Origin of the sequence: Micromonospora noduli (assembly GCF_003264365.1) — a bacterium.
GTDB classification, from domain to species: domain Bacteria; phylum Actinomycetota; class Actinomycetes; order Mycobacteriales; family Micromonosporaceae; genus Micromonospora; species Micromonospora noduli.
Genome location: NZ_PYAK01000014.1, coordinates 112,506 through 137,074 on the forward strand (window position 1 = coordinate 112,506; position 24,569 = coordinate 137,074).

Below are 24,569 nucleotides of genomic sequence, written 5' to 3' on the forward strand. Positions count from 1 at the left end.
GCCGCTCTCCCGCCACAGTGGAAGCTGGCCGACACCGGCTACCTCATGACGACGACCTACCGGGCCGATTCCGACACAACTCCTCCATCGCCGTACACCGCACGGCTTCAGACCTCCGGCGATGTTGTCACCGCTATCGTTCTCGACCTTGAGGGGTAGGTCGCCGCGTCCGGCAGGCTCACGACCGCCGACGCATTCGGGATCGTCGACCAGGTCGAAACCGCACCTGCACACCGGAGCCGCGGACTGGGCAACGTGGTCATGCGCTCGCTCGCGCCGCACGCCCTCCGACTCGACGCGGACACCGGTGTCCTGGTCGCTACTGACGACGGTCACCGTCTTTATCGAGCTCTCGGATGGACAGTACGCACACCCGTCGCGGCCGCGTACATACCAGAGCCCAGAAGTGCCTGATCCACGCACCCTCGTCGGCATGACCGAACGTCCCCGACTGGATAACCGAAAGCAACATGGCTGATATCCTCGGTGCCGCCGAAGAGGTCACCGTTCAGGAAGCCCTGCTCATAGGTTCGCCAGTGGGATCTGGGTCTCAGCTCGCGGGATCCGTACCGACGCCACCGCGACGACAGCCACAGCCGCGCATTGATACGGGCTGGCCTCGTGATTTGGCTCCGACAGGCCCAAGTTCAACAGCCGGCACCAGCCAGTCGGGAGGCTGGAGACTTGACCTCTTCGGTATCCACTGGGAGGTCACACCGCACCGCTTGAGCGCATCACCGTAGGTCAGAGCCCTCGTCTATGCACGGCGTCGGTGAGCACTTCGGACGCGGTGACCACTTCGCCAACCTGCATCCAATCTGCTCCCATTTGCAAGGCCAGGCCAACCAACGACTCCTTACCTCCTTGACCTGCGCATACCGCCCTGTCAGGCGACATAGAGCACTGACGATCGCGGTCTAGAACCGCAGAGCACTCCGCGGGAAACAGGATGCTGCGCCCACTCTGACCTGCAGAAACGAGAAGCCGCAGGTGGGGGCGGTGCGGTTGAGCGCCGTTGTGCGCTATTGGATGCAGCTCAACGCCGTTCAAGACACCCGGCTGCTCCCACCCTGCCCCTCATTCCCGGGCCCGTGGCCCTGGCGTCGCCCAGACGCCGTGGGCACCGCTTCGGCACGTCTCCAGCGAGCAGTGCGAGGCCGATGTTAGTCAACCGCAGCCGGGGCGCCGAGGCGCAGCGCGCACGGCCGGCGGCATATCGGGGTGGCTGGGTCGCCGGGCAGATCCGAATGTTGGTCTTAAAGGGTGGTCACCCAACGAGCCGGCGGCACGCACTCCGGCTGCGCGGTAATCCGGCCTGCTTGAAGACGAGACCGCAACTTCCGTTCGTCGAGTCCCAGAGCTCGTCGTTGGTCACCAGCGCCCGAACCAACGCGCGCTGCGGTTCAGTAAGGGGCCGGCTCGTCGCGTACGGCTCGGGGAACGCGAACCGCACCAACGCACCCCAGCCGTCGCCGAAGCCGGCCCAACTGTCCCGACTGGCCACCTGACAAGCAGCCGTGGCGATCTCGTCGAAGTCAGCGGCGACGCGGATCGCCGCGGCGACGAGCGCGAACTCGTGCACTCCCAGAGGTGGTGGCTCAGCCAGCGCGGCCAGGATGACCTCACGGCCGCGCGGGTCATCCTCGTGAACCAGCGCGGCCCGGAGCCGGACCGCCGGATCCGGGTCGACGAGCCGGTCGCGGAGGTCAACGCCGAACTGGCCGAGGAAGCGCAGCCACTCCGCCTGCGGCCCGGCACCGCGTTCCGACCACTCCAGAAGGAGCACCGCCAGTTCCTCCCGCCGATCCGCCAGGGACCGCATCCGGGCGATCGCCACAAGGTTCTCCGCGCGGAACAACGCGCGGTCCGGCGGGGACGCCGTGACCAGCGGAAGCACCACCGGGTAAGCCTGCGCGACGGCATCAGCGAGGTCCGGCAGTATCCCCGCGAAGTAACGATCGTCAGAAAGGTTGATCACGCTCATAGCCGCGTCGCCGAGGAACTCCAAAAGCGACTCCACGGTGTCCAGGTGGGCTCGCCCCTCGGCGAGCAGTGCGGTCACGGCCCGAACAGCCGGCGCGGTAGCTGTCTCCGGGAAACCCTGATGCAGGACCGCCATGTCGAGGTGGTCCAGCGCGGCCTCCCGGGCCTCGGCGTCACCGAACTCCAGCGCGGCCAGGTGCCCCGGGGTGTCAATCGCCCGGCCGTACGCGTGCCCGAGCCGAGTCCAGTCAACCGTCATCGCCACGTCCTCCGCAGTTCGCCGGCCGACGGGAATGGCTGCGCCTTACCCGAGTCGATCAACCACGTCGGGTTGGCTGGTCGCGCCGAAACCAACCGCGGACCTCGGGGCGGCTGGCAAGGAAGAGCAGCGCGACCACCACGAGCGCCTTCGCGACGTTGACCGCCCGCACCCACCAGGGGAACGGCTGAAAGAGGGTCAGCCCGGTGCCGAGCAGCACGATCACCGAAATGAAGATCACCTGCCGGTACGCCTTACGCCGGCCCGACCGCAGCCCGCCGACCACCACCAGGTAAGCGAACGCGACCAGCGCCACGGGCAGCACCCGCGACCACACCGAGGAGCGCAACTCCTCCCGAGCGGTAACCAGGTCGGTGCCGGCTGGCACATCGAGGTGGGCAACCTGGTAGTCCAGCAGATGCTCCTGGAACACCAGCATCAGACCGGCGAGCAGGACGCTCAGGGCCAGGTTGGCCAGCATAAGCACGATCATGCGAGGTACCTGGGACGGCGTAGCCGTAGCGGCGTCGGGATCGGTGGCGTCGGTATCCCGTGTCGTCATCGGCAGGGATCAGATCACACGACGGTTTCCCTTGCCGCCCCGGTCTCCCGCCGCTCCGCTAGCGGTCTCGCAACTCGTCGGGCTGAGCTGATGACGGGCACGATCTCAATCAACGCCGCTGCTGGCTGGTGCGCTGACGCAACGGTCGACGCGCCGTTCGCAATCCAGCTAGACGGGCCGCAGACGCCCAAATCCCGACCATGCCGCAACCGCGACGACCGCCCCAGCTGCTACAGACCACCAGCGACCCACACCGCTGAGTAACCTCTAGGCGACTTCGGGCCCGCCGAAGAGGTCTCCAGCCCTAAAGGCCTGGTCAGGGCACGCCCCGTGGGATCGGTGTCTCGAATGACGGAACCGCGGCGGACTCCGGCAAGCCACCCGCAACGCTCCACATCGACCTACAGCACACCTACAGGCGTGGCGTGAGGCGGCCCGAGACGCCGGCCGGCGCCAGCCATCCCGGAAGCAGCAACGCCTGACCACTTCGACCTCTACTGGGAGGTCACGCCGCACCGCTCCACCGCATCACCACAGGTCACCGCCATCGTCTCCTTCCGGCGTCGGTGAGCACTTCGGGCGCGGAGACCACTTCGCCAACCTGCACCCAGTTGCAAGGCCAGGCCCGCCAACAGCTCCTTACCGCCTTGACCTGCGCACGCTCCCCTGCCAGGCCACATAGGACCTTGTCGACCGCTCTGCAGAACCGCAGAGCACTCCGCGGGAACAGAGTGGTCTCCGGGAGGCGTCCGAGTCCACGCAGTACCGACCACCAAGCCGCGCCGCCCAGCAGCGCTAGCCGGTCTCAAGGCCCCTGAGGGACATGACCGACGCATAGATGTAAAGCCTGCCCTGCTCAACAAGCGGCCGATGCCTGACGGCGTCGGCCGCTTCTTTATGCCCGCCGGAGCAACCGGCACACGGATCAACTTCGGAGGACCTTTCCATGACAACCGACCCATCCAACACAGCGCGCGCCTCTAACACGATGCCCTGCCACCGACGGATGTCGCCGCCGGGTGAGCCACCGGACGGAGGCGCATGACTCTGCCGTCCGATCACCAACATCAGCAACGCAAGGAGTCCGGCCAGGCGACGGACGCACGACTTGACCGATCCAGTGAAGGCGACGGTTCATGGACGGTCGACGACGTAGCCGGGCGAGCGACGACCACGATCATCAGGGTGGAAGCTCCCCAGAGGCCACCGGAGCTGCATGCTGGCGCCGCTGCCGCCCTGCTGAAGCTGCTCAGACGCGTCAACGACCACCGAACAGACAACTCGATCGAGGAGAACGGATGATCACCCCTCAACCGCAACCCTTCGCCTTCTACGGCCGCGTCTCGACCGAAGACAACCAGGACCCCGAGTCATCCAGAAGCTGGCAACTCACTCGGGCGACCACGCTCATCCAGCCTCACGACGGCCGGATTGTCGCCGAGTACTTCGACATCGGCCAGAGTCGCTCCCTCCCGTGGCAGCGTCGAACCCAAGCCAACCTCCTTCTCGCGGCGCTACGTAACCCCGGGCGAGGGTTCTCCGCCGTCGTCGTCGGCGAGCCTCACCGCGCCTTCTACGGCAACCAGTTCGGCCTCACGGTGCCACTGTTCGCCCATTACGGCGTCGAACTCTGGGTGCCCGAGATTGGCGGTCCGATCGACCCCGACAACGAGGCGCACGAACTCGTCATGTCCGTCTTCGGGGGTATGAGCAAGGGGGAACGTAATCGGATCAAGCTGCGCGTTCGCACCGCCATGGCCGCTCAGACCCTCCTCGAGGGGCGCTACCTCGGTGGGCGACCGCCTTACGGCTACACACTCCGCGATCTTGGACCCCACCCCAACCCCGCGAAGGCCGCCGATGGCAAACACCTCAAGGGCCTTACTCCTGACGAGCAGACCGCCCCAATCGTCCGACAGATCTTCGCCGAGTTCCTCGCCGGCATCGGCCTCTTCGCCATCGCCGAGGGACTTACCGCCAGCCACGTGCCTTGCCCATCGGCACACGACCGGGCCCGCAACCGGCACCGTAGCGGCATTGCCTGGTCCAAGAGCGCCGTACGCGTCATCCTCACCAACCCCCGCTACACAGGGCGGCAGGTCTGGAACAAACAACGCACCGACGAAGTACTGCTCGACGTCGACGACGTGGCAATGGGCCACACCGGCGTCATGCGCTGGAACCCCGCGACAAATGGGTGGTCTCCAAGGACATCACCCATGAGCCACTCATCGACGACGCGACCTTCGAGCAGGCCCAAGCGATACTGCAACGACGCGGACGAGGAACCGGCGGACAACACGTCCGGCAGCGCACCCGCAACCCGTACGTCTTCCGGGGCATGATCTACTGCGCCGCCTGCGACCGACGCATGCAGGGCCAGTACAACCATGGCGACGCCTACTACCGCTGCCGCTTCCCGCAGGAATACGCCCTCGCCAACCAAGTTGAGCATCCCCGCAACGTGTACCTGCGCGAGGACGCTCTCACCGACCCGCTCGACACCTGGCTGGCCTCCGCCTTCGCACCCCACCACATCCAGCAAACGATCACCGCGATGACCGAATCCCAGCCCTTAGATCATTCGCCCGCAGCGGGCACAGCAGCTCAGACGATCATCACCGAGTGCGACGCCAAGCTGGAGCGCTATCGGGCCGCCCTCGACGCCGGAGCCGACCCGGCGGTGGTCACCGGCTGGATCGCGCAGACCCAGGCCGAACGCGCCCGTGCGGAGGCAGACCTCCCCGCGAACACGGGCACCCCCGCGCGCAGGATGAGCCGAGCAGAAATCACCACCCTGGTGGACGCACTCGGCGACATCACCGCCGTGCTGCGCGACGCCGATCCCGCCGACAAGGCCGAGGTCCACCGGCAACTCGTTCTCCGGCTGAACTACCAGCCTGAAACGCAAACGGTGCGCGCTGCAATCGATCTCAGCGCACACCGTGGGCAAATCATTTGTGTCCGAGGGGGGACTTGAACCCCCACACCCTATACGGGTACTAGCACCTCAAGCTAGCGCGTCTGCCATTCCGCCACCCGGACCTACACGTTCAGCCTACCTCGCCGACCAGATGATCTTCCATCCGGCAGTCAGCACAGCGGGCCGCACGGGGAGTTACTGTACACGCCGCTCGTGGATCATGCACATCGCCTTCCGGCACCTCTCCCACGGCGATCCCGCCGCTGCTCAAGCCGCCTCAAAACGGCCGCACCGACACACCGCCGAGGCGTGTCCGGGTAGCGTCCGGCGGCCCTCTGACGGCAGCATTGCCACGTGTCCCATCCCTCCCCCCTGGCAGCCGCCCAGCACCGAGCCCTCGCCCTGCGCGCCGCGGGCGACCTCAGCGCCGCCCGGCAACTGCTCGCGGAGGCCATCGAATCCGCTCCCCCGCCATACGGTGACGACCATCCCGAGGTGCTGCACACCACGCACCTGCTGGCACGGCTACACCGGGAGGGGGACGACCCCCTCGCCGCCCGCCGGGTGCTGGAGGAGGCGTTCGCGGCGGGCGAGCGGCGCTGGGAGCACTCCGATCCGCTGATGCTCGCCCTCGCCTTCGAGCTCGCTGAGGTGGCGGAGGAGCTCGGCAACCGGCACGAGGCCCGCCGCAACTACACCCGCGTCGCCACCGCCGGTCCCGCCGTGCTGGGGGAGAACCACCCGGCGGTACGCGCAGCCCGCGACTACCTCGGCCCACCCCCGCCGACACCGGGCGAGCAGCACCCCGCGCCGACGTCCGGTCCGGCCCCGGCCGCCCCGGTGACCGAGCCCGGTGCCCGGTCGGCGCTCTCCGGCCCGACCCTGTCGCTGGCGACCCTCGCCGCGATGCGGCCCTCCGCCGGTGGCCCGCCGCCCGCCGTCTCACAGTGGGCGCCGCAACCGCCGGCCACACCCCAACAAACCCCTCCACCGGTACGCGCACCAGCCACACCCACGTCGCCCGGCCACGCCACCGCGGCATCCGTTCCAGCCCCTCGGGCGACGCCCGTTCAGCCGGCAGCCCCCTCTATCGCGCCAGCGCAGCCCGGCCTGCCGACGGCCCCACCCAGACCCGTGACGCCGCCCCGGCCGCGCGCCAACACGCCACCGCCGGCGAATGCGATGTCGCTCGGCTCGGGCGTCAGCGGGCAACCCCCCACGGAAGCGCAACCACCGCTTCGGCGCACCGATGAGCAACCATCCGAGCGTGCGATGCCACCCCGTGAGCACCCCGATGAACAACCGCCCGGACCGTCCCGGCCACCGGTCGGCCCAATGCTCCGGCCGAAGGCTGAAGGCCCGCCGACGACGCCGGCCGGGCAGCGGTCACCAGACCGACCGCCGTCCGGGCCGGCCGTGGCACCACGTCAGCGGGTCGGCGACCAGGCGACCCCGCCGGTGGTCCCCCAGCCGGCGGCCCCGACCGCCCCGGCGTCGACCGTCCCGCCGGCGACCCCGGCGGTGCCGGCACCTCGCTGGGACAACCCCACGATCCGGGTACGCCAGATCGAGCCGCTGCTCGCCGAGGAGGCCGCCCGAGCCGCCGCCCGGCCAACCGCGCCGACCGCGCCGACCGAATCGCACAACGTGTCCGGCGCCGAGGCGACATCACCGGGCAGGCCCTCCCCGAGCGTTGACCACCCGGGACCGGCGTACCCGGTGAGCGGTCCACCGGCCCAACCCACCAGCGCACCGCCGGTGACCCCGCATCCGATCTCCGCACCACCCAGCCAGCCCTACCCGGTATCCGGCCCACCGGCCCAGCCATACCCGGTCTCCGCACCACCCGGCTACGGCCCACCCGTCTCCGGACCGCCCGGCTGGGGCCCACCTGTTTCCGCGCCGCCCGGCTACGGCCATCCCGTGCCACCCGGCTACGGCCAGCCCGTATCCGCACCACCCAGCCACGGCCACCCCGTGTCCGGACCACCCGGGCACACCTACCCGGTGTCCGCGCCGCCCGGTTTTGGGCCGCCTGTCTCGGGGCCGCCCTACGGACCACCCGTCTCCGCGCCTCCGGTGAGCGCACCACCCGTGCCGCCCTGGGGGTTGACCGCACCGCCCTGGAGCAGCAGCGCCCCACCGCAACCCCTACCAAATCCAGGTGCCGACTCCCCCACCACGACACCTCCGCAGACCACGGCGGCTGCGCAGGCCGTCGCCGCCGGGCAGAGCACGCCCGCCGGGCAGAGCACGCCCGCCGGGCAGAGCATGACGGACGCGGGCGGCACCGGTGCGGACGGCGACTCCGGGCTGGGCATCCTCGACGCCCCGGTGGTGCCGACTCAGCGGGCCCGTAGCGCGCTGTCCGACCAGACCGTGGTGTTGCCGTCCGTTCCGGCGCACGGCGGCCCGGCCGGGGTTGAGGCCGGTCCGGGCTGGCCCACCGCCGCCCAGCCCGCCCCGGCGAACCGTGCCCCCGCGCAGGCGAGCCCCGGTGCCGCCCAGGCGCACTTCACCGCCGCCCAGACAAACCCGAGCCTCGCTCAGGCAAGCCCCATCGCCGCGCAGCCGAGCCCCGTTGCGCAACCGGCCTGGTCACCGGGCACCGACCCGGCACTGGCGCCGCCGGCCGCACCGCCACCGGCCCAGCAGTACCACCACCAGCCGCCCCAGGCGCCATACCCGACCCAGGGCCAGCACCAGGCGCCGTACCCGGGTCAGCAGTACCACCCGGCACCGGACGCGTACCGGCCGGCGTACGCCGATGAGGGTGGGTCGACGGGCCGCAACCGGGCGGCGCTGATCGGCGCGGTCGTGGCAGCCGGGGTGGCCGTCGTGGCGGTGGTGGGCCTGGGTGCGGTGCTGCTGACCCGCGACGATCCGCCGCCGGCCGGGACCACGCCGACGGCGGCGGCACCGACGGCGGCCGGGCTTCCGCCGGGCGACCTGAAGCTGCGGGACGATTCGACAACGATCACGTTGACCTGGACGGACCCGACCGGCGGCGCGGTGCCGTTCATGGTCGCCGCCGGGCGGGCCGGACAGGCCCTGGGCGTAATCGCCACCGTGGACCCGGGCCGGACCAGCTACACGGTCAACGGGTTGAACTCCCGAGTGGATCACTGTTTCACCGTGTTGGCGGTCTACTCCACTGACAGCTTTGCGACTTCCGGGCAGGTCTGCACCGCGCGGGAACGCGAAGCCACGTCGAGCAGGGAGCCCTCCGGCCAACCGTCGCCGCGCTGAGTCGAGTGGAAACCGGGCTGAGCTGGACGTCCACAACGCACACTCTCGGTATCCACAGGGGTGACGGTGCGGGTTCCCCCGCCACCACCAGCGCCATATGATGGCACCCGGCTCAGGGGAGGGGTCGCCGGAAGGCGCGCCACCTGCCACGACTCAGGGAGGCAGCCGGCTGTGGCCAGCATCGACGACGCCGTACAGACCGAGGCCCCCCGCTCCCGGTCCCGGCTGCGCGGCGGGCTGGTGACCGTCGGCACGGTGGCCGCGCTGTTGGCCGCCATGGGGCTGACCGTCCTCGGGTTGGGCGCGGCGGACAACGCGGTGGCCAACTACGACGCGAGTTCCTGGCTGTGGAGCGCGGCGCGCAGCGAGCTGGCCCGGGTCAACGGGGTCACCGCCCGGGTGGACACCCGCACCGAGATCCCCGGTGCCCGGCAGCATCCGATGCAGATCACCCAGACCGACCGGCTGCTGATCCTGCGGGACCTGCAGACCGGGCAGGTCAGCTCCCTGGATCTGGCCACCCTCCAGCTCAGCGCGACCACCCGGACCACCCCCGGCCTGGGCGTGAGTGTGGTCCTGCACGAGGACGCGGCGTTCGTCGTCGACGCCGTGCAGGGCATCGTCCGGCAGCTCGACCCGCGATCGCTCACCCCGGTCGGCGAGCCGGTGCGCTATCCGCCGGGCATCACCGGCGGCACCTTCGACGGTAAGGGTCGACTCTGGATCGCGGTGCCCAGCCAGGGCACCGTCTCGGCGATCACCGCCGCCAAGCTGCCGTCCGCGCCGGCGTCGGCCGCGCCCGCGGGTGCCGGGCTCAGCCCGCAGCGGGTCGAGTCGTACGACGTCGCCGACGCCAGCCACGAGCTGGTGGTCTCCACCCTGGACGACGGGGTGGCGGTGCTCGACCGGACGGCCGGGAAGCTGGTGCGGGTGCAGCGCGGCGAGGTGCATCCGACGGCGCTGACGCTGTCCGGCCCGGCGGCGCTGCCCGCGCGCACCAGCGGCCCACGGGTGCCGGTCACGGTGACCGCCGACCGGCGGGTGCTGCTGGTGGGTGACGGTGGGCAGGAGAGCGGGTTCACCGTGCCGGGTGAGGGGGACCGGCTCAGCCCGGCGGTGGCCTGGGCGAACCGGTTCTACTGCGCCGACGAGGCCACCGGCACCATCTACTCCTTCGACGCGGCGGGTCAGCTGGTCGAGACCATCCGCGGGCGGGCCAACGGGCCGCTGGAGCTGGAGGTCCGGGAGAACCACCTGTTCATCAACTCCCCCGACTCGGCGACCGCGCGGGTGGTGGACGACAAGCACCAGGTGCGCGAGGTCAACAAGTACGCCAACGACGTGCTCGGCGGTGACCCGCCGCCGGTTCCTCCGCCGCCGCCTCCGCCGAAGAAGCCGCGGGTGGGCAAGCCGAGTGCGCCGCGCAGCGTCACCGCCGCCGCCGGCAACGCCCAGGCGCGGGTGAGTTGGCGCCCGGCCGCCGCCAACGGCGCCGAGATCATCAAGTACGTGGTGCAGGGCGCCGGGCAGCGCCTGGAGGTGGGCGCCAACCAGCGTGCGGTGGAGGTCAAGGGTCTGACCAACGGCGAGACGTACCGGTTCGCGGTGCACGCCGTCAACGCCAAGGGCGACGGCCCGCCGCGCAACAGCAACCCGGTGACCCCGACCGCCGCGGTGCCCGATCCACCGGCGAGCGTCACCGCGCAGGAACGGCCGGACGGCACGGTCCTCGTCAAGTGGCCGGCGGCGAACGGGCAGGGCAACACCATCGCGAGGTACGCGGTGACGGCAAGTTCGGCGGGGACGAACGCGCCGGCCGGTGAGTCGACCAAGACGGAGCTGGTGGTGCCCGCCGGTGAGTTGGAGTTCGGCACCCAGTACGCGTTCACAGTGGTGGCGGTCAACAGCAAGGGCGCCGGGTCGGCGGCCTCCCCGGTCAGCAACACGGTGGTGCCCTTCGCGGCGCCCGGTCGGCCGCTCAACCTGCGCGCCGGCACTGTCGCCAACCAGCCGGGCGCGGTGACGGTGCAGTGGGCGCCGGCCGAAGCCAACGGTCGGCCGGTGACGAGGTATCTGGTGGACGTCGGTGGGCGGGTCAGCGAGGTGACCGACACCCGCACGACCGTCACCGGGCTGGGCAACGGCCAGAACGTCACGGTGAAGGTGAAGGCGGTCAACGAGGCGGGGCCGGGCCCGGAGGCCACCGCCACCGCCCGCACGGTGGCCGAGCCACGGGTCACGGTGACCGGCTCGTCGTCGACGGCCACCGGGGCGACTCTCACGTTCACAGTGGACGCCGGTGGCGGTCAGGCCACCTGCACACTGACCACGACGGGCGAGCCGGCGAAGGCCGGGGCGTGCTCCAGCATCACGATGACGGGCCTGACGCCGGGCACCAACTATACGTTCACGGTGACGGCGAGCAACGCCGCCGGCAAGGGCACCGCGAAGAAGGCGCAGGCAACCCAGCCGATGTTCGGGATCGCGACCTGCAACAACGGGCCCGACGGTGACCAGCGGACCTACTGCAACAAGGAAGTCGACGGCCGCAACGGCAACGAGGTCTTCAAGGTCACCCGGCAGGACAACGACCAGCAGGCCGGCTGGGCCAAGCCCGGCACCCGGCTCAAGGCGTACTGCAAGAAGTCGGGCGAGAACGTCGACTCGTGGATCTACAACAACCAGAAGCAGAGCAACTGGTGGGTGCAGGTCGAGTTCAAGGGAAAGAACTACATCCCGTGGGCCTGGCTCAACCTGGAGGGCGGCGACAACATCAACGTCCTGCCCACCTGCTGAGGACACCAGGCGAGGAGCACCACCGACCGTGAACACCCACGAGCCGCTCACCCAGCCGGAGGTGCAGGGCTTCGCCGCCCTGGCCGCCCGGCTGGCCGAGAACGTCAACGCGGTGGTGCTCGGCAAGCCGCAGGTGGTGCGGCTGGCACTGACCGCGCTCTTCGCCCAGGGTCACGTGCTGCTGGAGGACGTGCCCGGGGTCGGTAAGACGACCCTGGCGCGGGCCATCGCCGCCACGGTGAAGGGCGAGTGGCGGCGCATCCAGTTCACGCCCGACCTGCTCCCCTCGGACGTGTCCGGCGTGACGATCTTCAACCAGGCGACCCGGGACTTCGAGTTCCATCCGGGGCCGGTCTTCGCCAACATCGTCATCGCCGACGAGATCAACCGGGCGTCGCCGAAGACCCAGTCGGCGCTGCTGGAGGTGATGGAGGAACGCACGGTCACAGTGGACGGGGTCCGGCACCCGGTGCCGTCGCCGTTCCTGGTGGTCGCCACCCAGAACCCGGTGGAGATGGACGGCACCTACCGGCTGCCCGAGGCGCAGTTGGACCGCTTCCTGGTGAAGCTCTCCGTCGGGTACCCGGACGAGGCCGTCGAGGTCGAGGTGCTGCGCGGGGCGACAGTGCGGTCCCCCGAGGCGCTCGCCCCGGTCACCGACACCGCCACCGTCGGCGAGATGGTCCGGATGGCCCGCCGGGTGCACATCGCCGAGCCGCTCTACGCGTACGCGGTCCGGTTGGCCGCGGCCACCCGCACCCACCCGCAGGTACGCGTCGGGGTCAGCCCCCGGGGCGTGATCGCGTTGACCCGCGCGGCGTGCGCGTACGCGCTGATCGACGGGCGGGGCTGGATCATGCCGGAGGATCTCAAGGCGCTCGTCGAGGCGGTGTTCGCGCATCGGCTGCTGCTCACCCCGGACGCCCAGGTGCGAGGGATGACCCCCGCGGAGGTGCTGCGCCAGGCCGTCGCCTCGGTGCCGGTGCCGCTGCCGTCGGGGCAACCCGCTCCGGTGCAGGGCTGACCGGCAGCAGCGCGATGGGGATCACCGCCCGTGGGGTCGGGCTGCTCGTCGCCGCCGTGGTGCTGCTGGGGGTGGGTTTCCGGTTCGCGTACCCCGAGTTGACGTTGCTCGGTGCGGCGGCCGGCGCGGCCGTCGGCTACGCCGCGCTGGTCGCGGCGTGGCGGCCCCGGCTGACGGTCACCCGCCGCGCGGACCCGGACCGGGTGGCGCGCGGCGAGCCGGCGAGCATGACCTTGACAGTGCGCAACACCGGGCGGCTGCGCTCGGCGAACCTGCTGGCCGAGGACCGGTGCGGGGAGCGGGCCGTGCCGGTGCCGGTGCTGCGCCTGCGACCCGGCCGGGACACCGAGGTCCGCTACGACGTGCCGACTGACCGTCGTGGGGTGGTGCCGGTCGGTCCGCTGCGGGTGACCCGACGCGACCCGTTGGGGTTGGTGGCGCTGGCCCGCCCGTACGGTGCGGCGGTGCCGGTCTGGGTGCACCCCCGGATCCATCCGCTGACGGCGGTGCCCCGAGGCGCGGGGCGCAGCCTCGACGGCCGGGTGGACGGGGTTCCGCACGGGTCGATCATGTTCGATTCGTTGCGGGAGTACGTGGTCGGTGACGAGCTGCGGCGGGTGCACTGGCGCACCAGCGCCCGGGTGGGTGAGCTGATGGTGCGGGAGAACGTGGACACCAGCCTGCCGCGCCTGGTCGTCCTGCTGGACAACCGTGCCGCCGCGCACCCGCAGCGGGTCGGCGGGGTGGCGGAGTCGTTCGAGTCGGCCTGTGAGGCGGCGGCGTCGGTCGTCACCGCCGCGCACCGCGCCGACCTGCCGGTGCTGTTGCTGTTGGCCGCCGCGGAGCTTGCGGAGGCCACAGGCCCCGACGGCGAGGCCGACGGCGCGCTCGGGCCGCTGGACCGGCTCGCCGCCGCCGACCTGTCCGACGACGGTGACGCGGTGCGGGCGGCCACCACCCGGCTGCGGCAGGACCGGCTCGGCGACACGCTGATCTTCCTGACCGGGCCGGGTGGTCGCGACGAGCTGGGGCACGTCGGGGCGCTGCGCGGGGCGTACCCGTCGGTGGTGGTCGCTGTGTTCGGCGCGGCCGAGCCGACGCCGCCGGGCGCCGCCGGCCTGGTGGTCGTCGACGCGGCCGACGGTGCGCAGTTCGCCGCCGAGTGGGACGGGGTACGCCGGTGGTGACGGGCGCCGTGCGGGTGCTGCGGGCGGCGGTCCTGCCGCTGGCGCTGATCGGGCTGACGGCGCTCGCCGGGGTGGTGCTCGGCCGGGTGTACGCCGGTGGCCTGCTGACCTGGCTGGTCGTCGGCGCGGCGGCGGGTTCGGTGCTGGTCAGCGTGGCCGCCCGGCGGCTGCCGTCGTGGCTGGTGGCGCCGGTGTCGGTGGCCGCGATGGCCGGCTGGACACTGTGGTCGCTGCGGCTGGCCGCCACCCGCGCCGAGTTGCCGGGCGGCCTGCTGGAGGTCACCGCGGACGCCGCCCGCAACGGCATCCCCCGGCTGCTCACCGCGATGATCCCGGTGGAGCCCACCCCGGACACGGTGCTGGTGCCGGTCGTCGCGGCCTGGCTGGCCGGGCTGACCGGCGCGGAGGTGGCGCTGCGCACCGGCCGGGTGCTGCTGGGTTACCTGCCGGCGGCGGGGCTCTACGCTGCCGCCCTCTACGTGGTCGGCCCGAACGCCGAACCGGCGCTGGGTTCGACGCTGGCGTTCGTGGCGGTCGCGGCCCTCGGTCTGGCCGCCCCCACCCGGACCGCGTCCGGCGGCGGCGATCCGACCGCCGAGCTGACCCCCCGGGTACGCGCGGCGGTGCGACTGCGGCTGGCCACCAGCGCGGCGTTCGGGGTGGCAGTGGTGGTCGGGCTGGTGGCGTTGCTCGGTCCGGTCGTCGCGGAACAGGTCGACGGCCGGCCGGTGGACCCGCGCCGGTACGTGGAGCCACCGCAGGTGCAGACGCTCGACGAGAACCCGTTGATCCGGATCTCCGGCTGGGCGCTGCACCCGGAGCAGAAACTCCTCGACGTGAGCACGCAACGCCTCGACGCACCGCCCGCCGACGCACCGCCCGAGGCTGACCCGGCGGCGGACACCGCGCGCAGTGTGCGGATCCGGTTGGCGGTGCTCAGCGACTACGACGGGGTGACCTGGCGGGTCGGCGCGACGTACCGCAACGCCGGGCGGATCCTGCCGGCCGCGACCGCGGCCCGGGACAGCACTGTGCAGACGGTCCGGCAGCAGATCAGCGTCGCCGAGTTGAGCGGCCGGCTGCTGCCCGCCGTGGCGACGCCCCGGGAGGTCAGTGGGGCGCGGGTGGCGTACGACCCGGCGAGCGGGACGCTGATCCGGCCGGAGGGGCTGACGCCGGGGCTGCGGTACTCGGTGACCTCCGCCGAGGAACGCCCCGACTCGAATCTGTTGGCCAGCGCGAACGTGCCCGCCGGCGACGAGGTGGCCCGGGTGCTGCGGGTCGCGGACGGGGTGCCCGACCCGATGCGCCGGCTGGCCACCCAACTCGCCGAGGAGAACGGCGCGCCGTTCGCACGGGCGTCGGCGATCGAGCAGTTCCTGGCCGAGCACTACCGGGTGGTGGCGGACGCCCCGAGCGGGCACGCGTACCCGAATCTGGGTTTCTTCCTGTTCGGGCCCCGCAACGGCGGCGGGCAGGAGGGCACCTCGGAGCAGTTCGCGGCGGCCTTCGCGGTCCTCGGCCGGCTCTCCGGGCTGCCCACGCGGGTGGTGGTGGGCTTCCGGACCAGCGGGCAGGGGCCGGTGCTGGCCGGTGACGCGTACGCCTGGCCGGAGGTGCTCTTCGACGGGCTGGGCTGGGTGGCGTTCGACCCGCTGCCGCGTCCCAACGACGAGCCGAGACCGGTGGAGGAGGATTTCCGCCCGACGCCGGAGGACCCGCCGCCGTCGGAGGCGCCGGCACCGACCGCGGAGCCGAGCGCCTCACCGGAGCCGGCGGCCGTCGCCGACGCCCCGCCCGGCCCGGACGGGGTCTCCACGCCGGTGCTGGTCGCCGGTGGCAGTAGCGGCCTGCTGCTGGTGGTGGGGGCACTCCTGCTCACCCTGCTGGCGATGCGCCGCTCCCTCACCCGCAGCCGGCTGGTGCGGGGCGACCCCGGCCAGCGTATCGCCGGCGCCTGGCGGGAGGTCACCGACGCGCTCCGGCTGGCCGGCAGACCGGTCGGGGACGACCTGGCCGCGACCGAGATCGCCGGGCACGCCCGCCGGACCCTCGCCGACGCCCGAGCGGGCACGACCGGCGACGACACGACCGCCGACGCGTCCATCGGCGGCGTAGCGGCGGTGGGCGAGTCCAGCCCGGCCGTCGACGAGTTGGCGGCCCTGCTCAATCAGGTGGGCTTCGCCCCCGGCGCCGCGACGCCGGACCAGGCGGCTCGCGCCGCCGAGGTGGCCACCGCCTACGTGGCCACCCTGCGCTCGGCCCGCCCCTGGTGGCGCCGCCTGCTCTGGTCCGTGCACCCCACTCCCCTGCGCCGCGCCCGCCGCGCCCCGCGCTGATCAAGAGCGTTGCGTCGACTGCGGGTCCACTTCTGACGCAAACCTCTTGATCACCGACGGGAGGGTCAGCGGTGGCAGGTGCCGGGTCGAAACACGCTGGCGGTGTGTAGGCGCAACGACGACCATCAAGCGTGGACGATTTAAGCTCTAACGGGCACGGTCACTGATCGTCCTATTGACGCTTAACCGAGGCGGACTACGCCTCCTCTGACGTCGCCTGCAAAGTGATCCGCTCGTTCTGCGCCCTCACCTCGTCCATGGAATCGACCGCCGTAGCAAGTGCTCCGAAGGCGCGCTCTGGCGAAGCTTGAATCTCGGGGAAGCGCTCAAGGGCACGGATCTCCATCTGCGACAGGTTGCGCACGAGGATTACCGACTCCCCCGCAGCCTGGTACTTCACTACAAATATCGAACCCACCCGCATGCAAGCACGAGGGATGTCCTGAAGCGACTCAAGCAATTTTTGAACCGCGTCGGCCTCGACGCTGTCGTACTCCGCTTGCCGACTGTCGACCACGGTCAACTCAAGCGCCCGCTCTAGCTTCACTAGGCGGTCTTTTACCTCGCGGGAAGAGAAGACTCGTTGCACCGCCGCGCGGGAGCGCCGGAAGATTGATCCACGGCGGACACTGATGTCTTCTTCAGCACCGTACCCGGCAAGCATGCGCAGCGCGTCGACCCGGTCAAGCGTTCGCGCAATCATCTCTTCATCGTCCGTATCGAGGTAGACGACGACCGAGATCTCATCCAGAGCTGAGCGCTCTTCTCGACCTGTCAGCTCTGGCCCGATGCTAGCGACATAGAACGTGGTCCGCGTCTTAGCCGTTGACGCGCGGACCTTAGGAGACCGCAATGCCTTTTCGGCAGTGACAACATAAGGACGCACGGCATACCGAATTTGATCAATCAGCGGGACCTGCGCAGAAAAAGGCTTCGGCTTGGTTCGGCTTCTGTCATCGCCGGACGAGTCGCGAACTCGTTCCGGAGCAGGGCCACCGCCGCGCTTGAACGGTGAACGCATGAGCTTTCGCTTGATGTAGTTCCCCATCTGCGGGCTTCGCTGGCCGATGATCCGTTGGCCCCTCGCCTTGCGCTTACCGCTGCCCTTGCGAGGACCCGCACCTGAGGTGGTGCCCTCCTCCGCCGAGTGGGCGTTATCCGGGTTAGTCACGCTGCGAGCTTACATCGTCGGTCATCATTCACCTGCGACGGGGCCCAGCAGCGGATGATCCTTTAGGAGCTTATCGGCTGAGCATCCACGATTTGTTGACTTTGACCTGCCGGCCCGCACAGAGCCAGGGACGCTATGCCGCTTCGGTGAGGGAGTCGGGTCTAAGGGTCCCGCCCCCGTTACCTTTTTGATCGTCCCCAGCCGGGGACCCTCGGTCGCCCGGCCCGGTATGACTTCCTGCCCCTGTCGTTCGGATGATCCGGGGGGGGTTGTCGCCGGGTCGGGTGGCGTCGGCGGACCGCTGATAGGGACACGGCCACCCGTGTTCAGGGTAGGTCTCTTCGTAGCGTGGCCGTCGGCAGTCCGACGCCCTGACGGCGGCCGAGGCCACGATGCTGCCTGTAAGCGGGTCTGGTGCACGCGGCCCCGAAAGGCCGGACCAGCCCTGCCACTCCTCGCGGGCGATTCGGCACGTCCGGGCGAAGTGGTGGGAGCTAGCGAGCCTGGGCCCAGCCGACGAAGCGCGGGGTCAGGTCCGGCAGCGTGGCGTCTGGGTTGAGCCGCTTCAGGTCGGCCGCCTCCTCCTCCTGAACCTTTGCCATGTGCACGAGCAGGCCCGACCGATCCTCGCGGAACTTCCCGAGGAGGCGCAGCTTCGCGGCCGAGCAGGGCCAGAGCATGCCGCAGTTAGGGCAGCGCCACGACGGGCGTAACGGCTTGTGCTCCGGCTCGTCGCGCATCAGCCGACCCGAATCGGCTTGCGGGCGACCGGGCAACGGGCGGTCTTCCGAGCGGGAGGTGGCGGAGGGTCTTGCCAAACCAGGCCGCCGGACATGACGAACAACGAACGCCGCGCGACAGCGTCCCCGCTTGCGCCCAGCTCGTACCCGTCGAGCCAGAGCCAACCGTCGTACGTCGGCCAGTCGAGTACCCGAATCACGCGCACGAAGATCGGGCGCATGAACTGCACACTGGCGGCGCGGGTCAGGTGCAGGACGTCGCCCGTCGCCACCTTCCGCGCGGCCGCGCTCATGCGTGCACCCAGCGGCTATCAGGGACGTGGTTACGGCATGTAAACGGCCTAGTCGGGGACGGCCCGACCTGGACGAAGGTCCCCAGCGGCCAGGGCATCGGCGGTTTCACCGGGCCAGGCTTCTGCGCGGGCTTCCGTTCAGGCTTCGGTTCGGGTGGCTCGGGCACGCGCGCTCCCCCTGCTCCTAGCTTTGAAGATGGGCCGCCCCCATAAGTGCATCGCCGAGTAGGGGCGGCCCCGGTTACGAACGCGTCCGCCGGGTTCTAATTCCTACCGGCCGCGCCGTCTACGAAGCACCTTGCCCATCGAAGCTGGACGGCTACACCACGTAGCTATACGTTCTATAGACGTTGAAGACGTCCGCTCGGAGGTGGACATGAACCAGGCGCTACGAGCGGCAATGGCTGACACAGGTGAGACCGTCGAAAGTCTTGCCGAGCAGGTCGGCGTAGACCCGAAGACGGTGGCGCGCTGGGTCAATCCCGGCCGAGTCCCACACCCGCGCCACCGCGCAGCCGCAGCCGCTGCGCTCGGCCGTGAGGCTGAGGACATTTGGCCGGACGTCTTGAAGCGGCGGGAACCGGCGTGGCTACGCTCGTGGGTGGAGACCGAGCTTCAGGCGTCTGCCCTGCGCGCCTTTCAGGTGGCGGTCATTCCCGGCTTGTTGCAAACCCCTGATTACGCCTCGGCGGTGCTGGCCAGTGGGGTGCTCGGCCCGGACGAGGTCGCGGACTACGTCGAGACCCGGCTACGCAGGCAAACGGTGGTGCTCGACCGACGCAAGCCCCCACTCTTCGTCGCGGTGATTGACGAATTCGCTCTTCGTCGTGGCGACCCCGGCATCATGAATCCGCAGCTAGACCACCTGGTAAAGATGGCCCAGCGGCCGAATGTGTTTGTTCACGTGTTGCCGCTGGATGCGGGCCTTCACGCCGGACAAGCGGGGCCGTTCGTCATCGCCACCACCGAAGACGGCGATGTCGCTTACCTCGATGATCAGGCTGCCGGACGGCTGACCAACGACACCGCCGCCCTTTGGGCCACCTGGGATACGCTGCGCTCAGTGGCTCTCCCACGCCGCCAAACCATCGACTACCTAGAGGCAAGATCATGGCTGACCTGACCGGTGCCCTTTGGCGCAAGAGCACCCGCAGTAGCTCCAACGGCGGCGACTGCGTCGAGGTTGCCGACAACCTTCCGGGCGTCGTCGCGGTGCGCGACTCAAAGGACCCGTCGGGTCCGGCGCTGACCTTCCCTCCGGCCGCGTGGGCCGCGTTCGTCGGTGAGTTCGCCGAGCGGTCGTAACCAACGCCAGGCGCGCGAAAGCGTCCGCCCCGAGACAGGGGACGGGCGCTTTACGTTGTGTGGACGCGCCGGGCACAGCGCTACGCGTGCCCGAATCTGCACAGTCTGTTTGGCGTTCGGGTGAGTGGAAGCATCCACCAAACGGATAGATCAACTGCACTGACTGGCACAGTCATGCACAGTCCGTCAGCAGTGGCTACAGATCGCAATCATACGTAGACGCAGCGTGAGCTACAGCGCTGCGGGGCTTGCGACACAACCGCCCACGTCCCCGTAGCGTTCTGGACGTGACAACCCACGAGCTGACAGGCGACGCTCCGACTCCCTGGCAGGGCCTGCTTTTCGATGCTGGATCCTGCTGCTGCTCAGCGATCCGGCGGGTGGTCCGTGACGCGCCGGACACGCCGGTCAACTTGACCCGACTCGCCGTAGGGCCGACCGTATATCTAGTAGTAGCACCGCTGTAAGTCGCCTACAGGTTGGGTCCAGCTACCGGCCCGGCGGCTGTAGCGTCTCCACTGAGGACGAAGGAGGTACATCGAGGCGATACGAGGGCTTTGGCCGATACTGCTCGCCAACCTGAGATGACCTCAGTACGTCCCCAGCGGCCGCGGGGACGACGAAAAGGTCCGTGGTCCCCCTTACCTGAAGGGGTGGTAGGTGGGAAAACACTCGGCCCGGCCATCGGGCCACGGTCTGCGATTCAACACCGACTGGTGCCGGAGAGCGGGCGAAGTAGCAGCAACCGCACTGAAGATCGTCTACTACGTGGTGATGTTGGTCGTCATCCTGACCAACTCATCCAGTGGTGGGCCCACCTGAACCAACAGGTCGGCAGACCCACACCACCAGCGTCAAGCCGTCGCCGAAGTTTCCACGCCCAAGCGTCGGCCTTCGTATCGCCTCGCCTCGTTGTAACGACTTGTAACGAGCCGGACGATGCAACGAGTGTAGGTCTAGACCTACACCGAGCGCGAGATATGGCAGCCAGCGTGACGGAGATTTCTTGTCCGGACGGCTAGCCCGAACCGGGGGCGGCAGCTTTGCCGCCCCCGGTTTGCGCTGGGCTGAAGCAGGCGAGCGGTCGGCCTGATAGGCATCAGACCATCGCGTGCGCCGTCAGCTTGGCCGGTTGCCGACGCACTGGCGGCACCTGGGCGGCAGACAGGTGGCGACGGACGGTCCGCTCGCTGATCAGTTCCAGTGCCCATCTCCTGGCCGCCGGGCGCGTTCCGGCGCGGTAGCGGGTCAGGCGGTCAGCCGGCGGATGAGTTTGCGCATGCCGGCCTGCCAGCCGTCCGGGTCCTCGGCGCGGCGGCGCGCGTAGTCGGCGACCTCGGGGTGCGGCAGGATCAGGAACCGTTCCTCGGCCAGCCCGGCGATGGCCGCGTCGGCGACCTGGTCCGGGGTGAGCACCGCACCGGACGCGGCGACCACCCGGGCGCCCAGGTGACCGTCGGCGAGCCCGTCGGCGAGCATCGGGGTGTCCACCCCCTGCGGGCAGAGCGCGCTGACCCGGATGCCCCGGTCCCGGTAGGTGATGGCCAGCCACTCGGCGAACCCCACCGAGGCGTGCTTCGTCGCGGTGTACGCGGCGTCGCCCACCGCGGTCAGCACACCGGCTGCGGAGCAGGTGTGCAGCAGGTGCCCGCCGCCCCGGGCCAGCATTCCGGGCAGCACCGCGCGGGCCGAGTAGACGTGGGCCAGCACGTTGACCCGCCAGGAGCGGTCCCAGCCGACGTCGTCGACCTCCACTCCCCCGCCGGTGGTCACCCCGGCGTTGGCGCAGAACAGGTCGATCCGGCCGTACCGCTGCTCGGTGTCGGCGACCAGCGCGCGGACCTGCTCCTCGTCGGTGACGTCGAGGGCGCGGGCGTGCGCGACCGGGCCGATGCCCTCGGCCACCGCGCGGGCCGCGTCGGCGTCCAGGTCGGCGACCACCACGGCGGCGGCCCCCTCGGCGGCGAACCGGCGCGACAGCGCCGCGCCGATGCCGCCGGCTCCGCCGGTGACCACCACGATCCGGTCGGTGAGGTTCACGCGGACGCCTCCACGGAGTTGGTGCCCAATCGGGCGATGAGGCTGAGCAGCGCGGTCGCGCCGCCGGCGGTGACCTCGGGGGTGGGCAGCAGCGCGACGATGGGCACGTCCACCCCGTTGTCGGCGTAGCGGCGCACCTCGGCGCGGCACCGCTCCGGTGAGCCGTGCAGCACCAGCGCGTCGACCACCTCGTCGGGCACCGCCGCGCTGGCCCCGCGCCGGTCACCGGCGGCCCAGGCCGCCCACATGGGCGCGAGCGCCTCGTCGCGGCCGAGCCAACGGTGGAACTCGGCGTACGCCGGGACGGTGAGGTAGCTGGTGATGAGCCGACGGCCCAGCGCCCGGGCGTACGCGGCGTCCTCGGTGGGGCAGACGAAGATCCGGGCGGCGACCTCGAAGCCGGTGCGGCGCTCGCCCAGCTCGGCGAGGGCGCGCGGCACGTCGTCGGCGCTGAGCCAGTTGAGGATGACCCCGTCGGCTTCCGCGCCGGCCAGCCGGAGCATGCCCGGGCGCAGCGCGGCGAGCAGGATCGGTGGCGGCACCGCGGGCGGTCGTTCCAGCGTGAACCGGCGGACGGTGAACGTGTCGTAGGCCTCGTCGACGGTCTCGCCGGCCAGCGCGGCGCGCAGGAAACGCAGCATGTCGCGGGTGCGGCGGAACGGCTCGTCGAACGGCACCGCGTTCCAGTCCCGTACCAGCACGGGCGAGGACGCGCCGATGCCGAGCGAGAACCGGCCCGGCGCGGCCTCGGCCAGCGCCGCCGCGCTCATCGCCAGCAACCCGGGGCCCCGGGTGAAGACCGGTGTGATCGCGGTGCCGAGCCGCAGCCCCGGCTGCCAGGCCGCGGCGAGCGCCAGCGGGGTGAACGCGTCGGTCCCGGCGACCTCGGACGACCAGACGTCGGTGAACCCGGCCCGGTCGAGGGCCGCGTAGGCCGCGTCGTGCTGCGCCAGCGCGATTCCGCCCAGCGGCACCGTCATGCCCCATCGATTCGTCACCGGTCGATCGTGCCCGTTGACGCGGGCCCGAGCAAGATCCCTGGGTTGGGCAGAATCGCCGGTTTCCGGCCGTGCGCGCCGGTGGGAGGTGCTACCACTTCGAGGTGGACCGGACCGAGGGCGCAGGCCGCTGACCATGGTTTCCAGGGCGGCGGGACACCTGGAGCCGGTCCCGGCGGCGACGGGGCCCGGTCGGGCGACGTTCCTGGAACTCTTCTTCGACCTGGCCTACGTCTTCGCGCTCACCCGCATCTCCGCGCGCGCGTTCGAGGATCTGACCAGTGGGCCGGGCCGGGAGAACGGCTGGGCGGCGGTCACCGGCGGCGGCAAGACGCTGCTGTTGCTGCTCGCGCTCTGGTCGATCTGGCAGGGCACCACCTGGACGACCAGCCGGTACGACCCGTACCGGATTGCGTTGCAGAGCGTGGTGCTGACCGCCCTGGTGGCCGGGATGGTGATGGGGGTGGCGATCCCCCAAGCGTTCAGCCAGACCGCGCTGATGTTCGCGGTGGCGTACGTGGTCGCGCAGGTCTCCCGACCGGTGGTCCTGTCGATGGTGTTCGGGCCGCGCCCATACCGCTGGCTGAAGGTGCGCATGGCGGTGGTGTTCGCCGTCACCGGGGTGCTGTGGATCACCGGGGCGCTGCTGGGAACAGGCGCTCAGGTGCTGCTCTGGACGGCGGCGCTGGTCCTTGAGTACGCGGCCGCCTGGTTCGGCTGGCCGGTGCCCGGGCTGGGCCGGTCGACGGTCTCGAAGTGGGAGATCGCCGGGGAGCACCTGGCCGAGCGCTACCAGCAGTTCTTCCTCGTCGCGCTGGGCGAGACGCTCCTGGTGGCGGGGCTCACCTACACCAAGGCACCGTACAAGGCGGGGCACGCCTGGGCGTTCTCGCTGGCCCTGGCGACGTCGATCCTGCTGTGGCGGGTCTATGTGCAACGGGCCGGGCAGGTCTTGGCCGAGGCGGTGATGAAGGCCCGGCGCCCCGCCAGTATCGGCCGCTCCGCGGCCAACACCCACCTGGTCATGGTGGTGGGCCTGGCCGCGACCGCGATCGGCTACGAGCTGATCATCGAACACCCGTTGGACCGGATCCCGGGGCCGTGGCTGGCCACGGTGCTGGGTGGGCCGGCGCTGTTCCTGGCCGGCCGGGCCCGCTTCGAGTACGAGGTGTTCGGGCGGGTCTCCCGCGCACGGTGGATCGCCATCCTGGTACTGGCGGCGGCTGCCGTCCCGTTGCTGCACCTGCCCGGACTGGCCGCCACCGCCGTTGCGGCGCTGGTGCTCGGCGCGGTCGCGGTCGCCGACGCCCGCCGGGCCCACGGCGCCCCACCGGAGGCCGCCGCGCCGCCGTCCTGATCGAACGACGTACGACGATGTGAAGCCGGGGGGTCCGGTTAGTCTCGGCGGGTGACCTTCTCGCTCGTCGCCCGCTCCGCCGACGGCCGCCTGCACGGCGTGGCCGTCGCCAGCAAGTTCCTCGCCGCCGGGGCGTTGGTGCCGGCCGCCGCCGAGGTGGGCGCGCTGGCCACCCAGGCGCACGTCAACCTCGCCTACCGCCCGCAGGGCCTCACCCTGCTGCGCACCGGGGTGGCCGCCGCCGACGTGGTGGCCGGGCTGATCGCCGCCGACGGCGACCCGGTCCGCCTGGCGGTGGCCGTCCTGGCCGCCGCCGCGCTGGCCGGCTGGGCGGTACGTGACC

At 70.8% G+C, this 24,569-nt stretch carries 20 protein-coding genes and 1 tRNA gene; 13 read left to right on the forward strand and 8 right to left on the reverse strand.

Features of this window, described 5'->3' with window-relative positions:
* The first annotated feature begins 201 nt into the window (after positions 1 to 201).
* Positions 202 to 414, forward strand: coding sequence for a GNAT family N-acetyltransferase (locus GUI43_RS14020; protein ID WP_112583051.1), 213 nt, complete (start codon positions 202 to 204; stop codon positions 412 to 414).
* Positions 415 to 1,267: 853 nt separating this feature from the next.
* Here GUI43_RS14020 and GUI43_RS14025 read toward each other — a convergent pair.
* Both GUI43_RS14025 and GUI43_RS14030 read right to left on the reverse strand, forming a co-directional pair.
* Positions 1,268 to 2,242 (reverse strand): hypothetical protein, encoded by a 975-nt coding sequence (locus tag GUI43_RS14025; protein WP_112583050.1) that lies wholly within the window; start codon positions 2,240 to 2,242, stop codon positions 1,268 to 1,270.
* Positions 2,243 to 2,300: 58 nt separating this feature from the next.
* A complete protein-coding gene (locus tag GUI43_RS14030) occupies positions 2,301 to 2,735 on the reverse strand; it encodes a hypothetical protein (RefSeq protein ID WP_112698971.1) in 435 nt (144 codons plus the stop codon).
* A 1,110-nt stretch (positions 2,736 to 3,845) separates the two neighbouring features.
* Here GUI43_RS14030 and GUI43_RS14035 point away from each other — a divergent pair.
* From GUI43_RS14035 to GUI43_RS34255, 3 genes are read left to right on the forward strand one after another with little or no spacing between them, the layout of a single operon-like run.
* Entirely contained in the window at positions 3,846 to 4,106 is a 261-nt protein-coding gene (locus GUI43_RS14035; RefSeq protein WP_112698972.1) for a hypothetical protein, read from the forward strand.
* Positions 4,103 to 5,149: a recombinase family protein gene (locus tag GUI43_RS34250; RefSeq protein WP_211326689.1), complete on the forward strand. Its 1,047-nt coding sequence runs from the start codon at positions 4,103 to 4,105 to the stop codon at positions 5,147 to 5,149. Before GUI43_RS14035 ends, GUI43_RS34250 begins: the two co-directional genes overlap by 4 nt.
* Entirely contained in the window at positions 5,146 to 5,784 is a 639-nt protein-coding gene (locus tag GUI43_RS34255) for a recombinase zinc ribbon domain-containing protein (RefSeq protein WP_211326690.1), read from the forward strand. Before GUI43_RS34250 ends, GUI43_RS34255 begins: the two co-directional genes overlap by 4 nt.
* Here the strand turns inward: GUI43_RS34255 and GUI43_RS14045 are convergent.
* A tRNA-Leu gene (locus tag GUI43_RS14045) sits at positions 5,766 to 5,849 on the reverse strand. The genes GUI43_RS34255 and GUI43_RS14045 overlap by 19 nt on opposite strands.
* A 232-nt stretch (positions 5,850 to 6,081) precedes the next feature.
* Between GUI43_RS14045 and GUI43_RS34575 the strand changes: the two genes are divergently transcribed.
* The 5 genes from GUI43_RS34575 (at position 6,082) to GUI43_RS14075 (ending at position 16,322) form a co-directional block, all read left to right on the forward strand.
* Positions 6,082 to 8,976 carry a tetratricopeptide repeat protein gene (locus GUI43_RS34575; protein ID WP_249037744.1) on the forward strand — a complete coding sequence of 965 codons (2,895 nt, stop codon included), beginning with the start codon at positions 6,082 to 6,084 and terminating at the stop codon, positions 8,974 to 8,976.
* A 171-nt stretch (positions 8,977 to 9,147) separates the two neighbouring features.
* Positions 9,148 to 11,772: a fibronectin type III domain-containing protein gene (locus GUI43_RS14060; RefSeq protein ID WP_249037745.1), complete on the forward strand. Its 2,625-nt coding sequence runs from the start codon at positions 9,148 to 9,150 to the stop codon at positions 11,770 to 11,772.
* 28 nt (positions 11,773 to 11,800) lie between these two features.
* The gene (locus GUI43_RS14065; RefSeq protein ID WP_112583044.1) at positions 11,801 to 12,796 is read left to right on the forward strand and encodes an AAA family ATPase; all 996 of its coding nucleotides are present in this window, start codon (positions 11,801 to 11,803) and stop codon (positions 12,794 to 12,796) included.
* Between the two features lie 14 nt (positions 12,797 to 12,810).
* The gene (locus GUI43_RS14070) at positions 12,811 to 13,983 is read left to right on the forward strand and encodes a DUF58 domain-containing protein (protein ID WP_112698973.1); all 1,173 of its coding nucleotides are present in this window, start codon (positions 12,811 to 12,813) and stop codon (positions 13,981 to 13,983) included.
* Complete coding sequence (locus GUI43_RS14075; protein WP_249037746.1) at positions 13,980 to 16,322, forward strand: transglutaminaseTgpA domain-containing protein; 2,343 nt, start codon at positions 13,980 to 13,982, stop codon at positions 16,320 to 16,322. Before GUI43_RS14070 ends, GUI43_RS14075 begins: the two co-directional genes overlap by 4 nt.
* A 196-nt stretch (positions 16,323 to 16,518) precedes the next feature.
* On the opposite strand, the gene GUI43_RS33485 is transcribed toward GUI43_RS14075, so the two are convergent.
* From GUI43_RS33485 to GUI43_RS14090, 3 genes are all read right to left on the reverse strand, one after another.
* On the reverse strand, positions 16,519 to 17,493 hold the full coding sequence (locus tag GUI43_RS33485; protein WP_146765905.1) for a DNA replication complex GINS family protein: 975 nt from the start codon (positions 17,491 to 17,493) through the stop codon (positions 16,519 to 16,521).
* A 494-nt stretch (positions 17,494 to 17,987) separates the two neighbouring features.
* Positions 17,988 to 18,233, reverse strand: a complete 246-nt coding sequence (locus GUI43_RS14085; RefSeq protein WP_112698976.1) for a flavin reductase — start codon at positions 18,231 to 18,233, stop codon at positions 17,988 to 17,990.
* The gene (locus GUI43_RS14090) at positions 18,233 to 18,526 is read right to left on the reverse strand and encodes a hypothetical protein (RefSeq protein WP_112698977.1); all 294 of its coding nucleotides are present in this window, start codon (positions 18,524 to 18,526) and stop codon (positions 18,233 to 18,235) included. The genes GUI43_RS14085 and GUI43_RS14090 overlap by 1 nt, the downstream gene beginning before the upstream one ends.
* 376 nt (positions 18,527 to 18,902) lie before the next feature.
* Between GUI43_RS14090 and GUI43_RS14095 the strand changes: the two genes are divergently transcribed.
* Both GUI43_RS14095 and GUI43_RS14100 read left to right on the forward strand, forming a co-directional pair.
* Positions 18,903 to 19,649, forward strand: a complete 747-nt coding sequence (locus tag GUI43_RS14095; RefSeq protein ID WP_112698986.1) for a DUF5753 domain-containing protein — start codon at positions 18,903 to 18,905, stop codon at positions 19,647 to 19,649.
* Positions 19,637 to 19,831 (forward strand): DUF397 domain-containing protein, encoded by a 195-nt coding sequence (locus GUI43_RS14100; RefSeq protein ID WP_112698978.1) that lies wholly within the window; start codon positions 19,637 to 19,639, stop codon positions 19,829 to 19,831. Before GUI43_RS14095 ends, GUI43_RS14100 begins: the two co-directional genes overlap by 13 nt.
* Positions 19,832 to 21,079: 1,248 nt before the next feature.
* Here the strand turns inward: GUI43_RS14100 and GUI43_RS14105 are convergent.
* Entirely contained in the window at positions 21,080 to 21,871 is a 792-nt protein-coding gene (locus GUI43_RS14105; RefSeq protein WP_112698979.1) for an SDR family oxidoreductase, read from the reverse strand.
* Positions 21,868 to 22,851, reverse strand: a complete 984-nt coding sequence (locus GUI43_RS14110) for an LLM class F420-dependent oxidoreductase (RefSeq protein ID WP_112698980.1) — start codon at positions 22,849 to 22,851, stop codon at positions 21,868 to 21,870. The genes GUI43_RS14105 and GUI43_RS14110 overlap by 4 nt, the downstream gene beginning before the upstream one ends.
* A gap of 154 nt (positions 22,852 to 23,005) precedes the next feature.
* On the opposite strand from GUI43_RS14110, the gene GUI43_RS14115 reads away from it, so the two are divergent.
* Both GUI43_RS14115 and GUI43_RS14120 read left to right on the forward strand, forming a co-directional pair.
* Positions 23,006 to 24,226 (forward strand): low temperature requirement protein A, encoded by a 1,221-nt coding sequence (locus GUI43_RS14115; protein ID WP_112698981.1) that lies wholly within the window; start codon positions 23,006 to 23,008, stop codon positions 24,224 to 24,226.
* A gap of 51 nt (positions 24,227 to 24,277) precedes the next feature.
* Positions 24,278 to 24,569 (forward strand): DUF1028 domain-containing protein (locus tag GUI43_RS14120; RefSeq protein WP_249037747.1); only part of this gene is annotated, 292 nt, incomplete at its 3' end.